The sequence below is a fragment of the uncultured Christiangramia sp. genome (assembly GCF_913046405.1).
GTDB classification, from domain to species: domain Bacteria; phylum Bacteroidota; class Bacteroidia; order Flavobacteriales; family Flavobacteriaceae; genus Christiangramia; species Christiangramia marina.
On record NZ_CAJWRQ010000148.1, the window covers coordinates 1 to 4,713 of the forward strand.

4 protein-coding genes are annotated in these 4,713 nt (G+C 37.5%); all 4 read right to left on the bottom strand.

The features are described 5' to 3' along the window. Nucleotides 1–289 precede the first annotated feature (289 nt). The 4 genes from QZ620_RS13460 to QZ620_RS13475 all read right to left on the bottom strand — a co-directional run bounded on the left by QZ620_RS13460 (nucleotide 290) and on the right by QZ620_RS13475 (nucleotide 4,295). A complete protein-coding gene (locus tag QZ620_RS13460) occupies nucleotides 290–553 on the bottom strand; it encodes a hypothetical protein (RefSeq protein ID WP_295182601.1) in 264 nt (87 codons plus the stop codon). Between the two features lie 188 nt (nucleotides 554–741). Then, complete coding sequence (locus QZ620_RS13465) at nucleotides 742–936, bottom strand: hypothetical protein (protein WP_295182603.1); 195 nt, start codon at nucleotides 934–936, stop codon at nucleotides 742–744. A gap of 155 nt (nucleotides 937–1,091) precedes the next feature. Further along, nucleotides 1,092–3,491: a thiamine pyrophosphate-dependent enzyme gene (locus QZ620_RS13470; protein WP_295182606.1), complete on the bottom strand. Its 2,400-nt coding sequence runs from the start codon at nucleotides 3,489–3,491 to the stop codon at nucleotides 1,092–1,094. A gap of 189 nt (nucleotides 3,492–3,680) precedes the next feature. After that, a complete protein-coding gene (locus tag QZ620_RS13475; RefSeq protein WP_295182608.1) occupies nucleotides 3,681–4,295 on the bottom strand; it encodes a hypothetical protein in 615 nt (204 codons plus the stop codon). Nucleotides 4,296–4,713: the final 418 nt, after the last annotated feature.

Consider the following 4,713-nt stretch of genomic DNA (forward strand, 5'->3'; position numbering starts at 1 on the left):
AGATAAAAGTTAAACCCCTTTATTTAGAACTTACACACTTTACGGGATAGTGTCCTTTTTTTATTTTTGATATACCTGAAATTCAATACGTTCTTTTAATTAAGCTATCAATTTTTGCTGCAACTTCCTCATGAACCTCTTCCTGCAGAAAATGTCTTGAAGAGAGCAAATGAGTTTCCTGAGTATCGGTTAATTCCTTCATTTCTTTGCTGAAATGTTCGTAGGTTAGTGCCGGATCATCCTCACCCCATACTGCCTGAATTGGATAATCTATATTTTTTAAAGCGCTTTATACTAAATTCTGAAATTCTTCAGTTTGGTTGAAATTTCTCATGAGCTTCAAAAAAGCTTTACCATCATCTTCTCTCTTTAGTAGATCAACATAGGCTTTAATTTCCGCAGAAGAAGAGCAGGAAGAATCGTTTACGCCCATGTGAGAAAACATAATTGGCCAGGTAGCGTGAGTAATGGAAATTAACTCAGCTTCACCCAGGACTTTTTTCTCGAAGGGTCGCATCGCCAACGGTTTCTTGAAATTCTGAATATCTATCATGGTATTCAGAATAGTAATCGATTGTACTTTTTCCAGATTCTTTTGCAGCCAGTGCGAACCCTATAATACCTCCAATATCATGCACTACTAAGAGAAACTTTTCAATTTTAATTCCTTTAGGCAGTCTGTAAGAAAGTCGGCGAAATTATTGAATTCGTAATTAAAATCCTCCGGTCTGTCGGTTAAACCTAGTCCGGGAAGATCAACAGAGACAACACGACGACCTTTTTCCCTAGTGAATCTATAACTTTCCTATATAAAAAAGAGGAAGTAGGCACTCCATGAACACAAAATACCACTTCACCACTTCCTTTGTCCAGGGCGAAAGTTTTGACACCGGTAATGTCCAGATATTTTCCTTCCTGTTTGGGATTTTGTATCACTTCTTCAATTTCCTAACTCATAACCGTTTTGTTTGAATAGCCATAAAGCTACGATCTTAGAAATAAGTCTTTCGAAAGCACCTTTTAAAGTCTGGTAAACGAAAATAAAAAAGCCGCAATTCATTCGCGGCTTGTATAAAGAAAGATAGATTTTACTATCGTAGTTTAGGATATTTATTAGGATTGGTTTCGTGCATGATCGCATAAACTTTTTCGAAAATATCTTCCGCAGATGGTTTGGAAAAATAATCACCGTCTGTACCGTAAGCAGGCCTGTGTTCTTTAGCTGTTAAGGTTTGCGGTTTACTGTCCAGGTATCTATATGCATTTTGTTCATCAAGAACTTTCTGCAGTATATAGGCTGAAGCTCCTCCAGGAACATCTTCATCTATTACCAGTAGTCGGTTTGTTTTTTGAACACTTTTAACGATGTCATGGTTAATATCGAAAGGTAATAAAGACTGAACATCTATCACTTCGGCATCAATATCAACCTGAGTTAATTCCTTCGCGACTTCTTCTACAATTCGCAATGTAGAACCGTAGGAAACAAGAGTAATATCTGTACCTTCTTTTAAAGTTTCAGTAACTCCAATAGGCGTCTTGATATCCTTAAGGTTCGTAGGTAACTTCTCTTTAAGTCTATATCCATTAAGGCACTCGATAACTAATGCTGGGGTATCTAATTCCAAAAGATGATTGTAGAAACCAGCAGCTTTCGTCATGTTTCTAGGAACAAGAACGTACATTCCTCTTACAAGGTTAAGAATACCGGCCATTTGCGAACCACTATGCCAGATACCTTCGAGACGATGCCCTCTGGTTCTAACAATTAAAGGCGCCTTTTGCATTCCTTTGGTTCTATAGTGCAGCGTTGCAAGGTCATCACTCATCCCTTGAAGACAGTACATTACATAATCAAGATACTGGATCTCAGCGATTGGGCGTAGTCCTCTCATTGCCATTCCAATTCCCTGTCCAAGAATAGTTGCTTCTCTAATCCCGGCATCAGCAACTCTGAATTTTCCGTATTTATTCTGAAGTCCTTCCAGACCCTGGTTTACATCTCCAATTTCACCAGCATCTTCACCAAAGATTAAAGCATTTGCATGATTTTCAAAGATCTGATCGAAATTGTCTCTCAGTATAATCCGAGCATCAACTTCCTCTGCTTCTTCATTATATTCAGGTAAAACTTCTGTAAGCGTATTTTCTTCGATATAGAGATGTGAGCTATATTCGCTTTTATTTTCTTCCCCAAATTCACTTAACCAGTTAAGTAATTCATCTTTTTCAGCAGAAGACTCACCGATCGTATATCTCAAGGTTTGTCTTGCAGCAGAAATTAGATCTTTCTTTAAAGGCTCTCTGTCATTGGCAATATTCTCTTTAAGAGAGTTAATAAAATTCCCGTTAGAACTATTACCAGCAACCTTACCAAGAAGTTCTACAACTTGCTTCTTTCTAGCTAAAGTTGGTTTTAAATAATTGTTCCAGGCGTTGCTTTTAGCAGCTCTTACCTGTTTTTTGATCTCTTTCTCCATAACCTCAAGATCTTCAGCATTGGAGAAATTATTTTCTATGATCCATTCCCGGAATTTCACATTACAATCATGCTCTTTCTCCCAGTTCAACCGGTCTTCAGATTTATATCTTTCATGAGATCCTGAAGTTGAGTGACCCTGAGGTTGTGTTAATTGCTGAACATGAATTAGAACCGGGCAATGCTCTGCACGTGCAATGGAAGATGCTTTTTCATAGGCATCTACTAAAGCCGGGTAATTCCAGCCTTCTACCACAATGATCTCATAACCATCATGTTCTTCATCACGCTGAAACCCTTTAAGAATTTCAGATATATTTTCTTTAGTTGTTTGATGCCTGGCGTGTACAGAAATTCCATACTCATCATCCCAGACACTCATCACCATTGGTACCTGTAAAACACCGGCTGCATTAATGGTTTCCCAAAAATGACCTTCACTTGTACTGGCATTCCCGATAGTTCCCCATGCTACTTCGTTTCCATTATCTGTAAACTTCTCTGCAGAAATTCCATCAACATTTCTGTAGATCTTGGAGGCCTGAGCTAGACCAAGTAGTCTCGGCATTTGCCCGGCTGTAGGAGAAATATCTGAACTGGAATTCTTTTGTTCCATCAAATTTTTCCATTCTCCATTCGCATCGAGGCTATGCGTCATAAAATGTCCACCCATCTGTCTACCGGCAGACATTGGTTCATTTTCCAGATTCGTATCTGCATATAAACCAGCAAATAACTGTTCAGGAGTAAGAGCGCCTATTGCCATCATAAAAGTTTGATCGCGATAATAACCCGATCTAAAATCTCCATTTTTGAAAGCTTTGGCCATCGCCAGTTGAGGTACTTCCTTTCCATCTCCAAATATTCCGAACTTCGCCTTCCCGGTAAGTACTTCCCGTCTACCTAAAAGACTACACTCTCTGCTGGTGGCAGCAATTTTGTAATCTTCAAGTACCTGAGACTTGAATTCATCAAATGAAATAGAATTTTCAGTTTGTGTTTCGCTTTCCATGAACATTATTTTGAATAGTAGCAAATGTAGCGAAAATCAAAATTATACACAATTCAAATTTTCACGTCAAAACTGATAATAATTCAATTTTAACCTTTATTTATTATTTATTTCAGAAATAAAAGGCTTGAGATCTAGAATTCGTTGACAAATACGAAATTGTTCTGAGTATAACGTAAGGGAATATATTTAATACCAGCGTCTTGTAAACAGTTTTATAATTGTGCCAATATCAAGAGAGACAATGAACCTGATCTTTTCATCATAATTTTCCTGAGCCACTTCCCAGCCCAGGTTGGAATAGACCGGAAGAAAAAGTTCAAAGTAATCCTGAACGAGACTCATACGTATACCGGAATCGTAAAGTAATTTTCCATTCTCATGCCGATTTTTTACAATACCCACATCACCATAAGCGTAGATCCATTTCCAGATATTGGTACTAGCGTTTATAGTGGTAATCCATTCATTGGCATATTCCGGTTGGAGTTGAGATTTGAAGCCGCCTTCAGCAACAATGATCTGTTGGCTGAACAATCCGCTTCCCTGGCTTCTTCCGTAGTAATTGTAGTCAAAAAGATAATCTGTAGGGCGATCCAGGGCAAAACTGAAGTAATCATTATTACGGGCATCATTGTACAAAAATGTTCCTCCAAAGAACCTTAAATTGATTTGCCTGTTATTGGTGAACAGTTTTCTATATTCTGCTGTTACCGCTATTTTACTGAACTTATCTGATAGCTGATAATCGAAAGATGCGGTTAAATGCTTTAGAAAGTTAGGATTGCTATAGTTGTATTTCACATTCAGAACATTATAGTCTGGCTGAAGTAGTGGATCCTCAGGATTTTGATCTCGATGAACATTAATATTTCTAATTAATAAACGCTGACTTTCATTACTCCTTAAATATGAATTTCGGAAGGCAAAAACGAGAAACGGACTGTATTTCTGGTAGAATAAATCATAACCATAGGAATATCGTGAACCTCCAATCCCATAATAAATAAGGTACAGATCATTATTCTCGAACTGATGGGCGTTATAGAATGATGCCGATCCAACAAGAGTTTCACTACCAAAACCATATTTTGGAGAAAGTGAAAAATTGAAAGTTTTGCTCAGAACTGTTTTGTTATAAAGTTTAGGCCCAATAGAAATACCATCGTAAAGGTTGAAATCAAAAACCTAATAATATATAAAAAAGGATTATTTAATGCTG

Excerpts from the sequence above, each read along its gene's own strand:
- QZ620_RS13460 (WP_295182601.1), bottom strand. The coding sequence starts at position 553 with ATGATAGATATTCAGAATTTCAAGAAACCGTTGGCGATGCGACCCTTC.
- QZ620_RS13470 (WP_295182606.1), bottom strand. The coding sequence starts at position 3,491 with ATGGAAAGCGAAACACAAACTGAAAATTCTATTTCATTTGATGAATTC.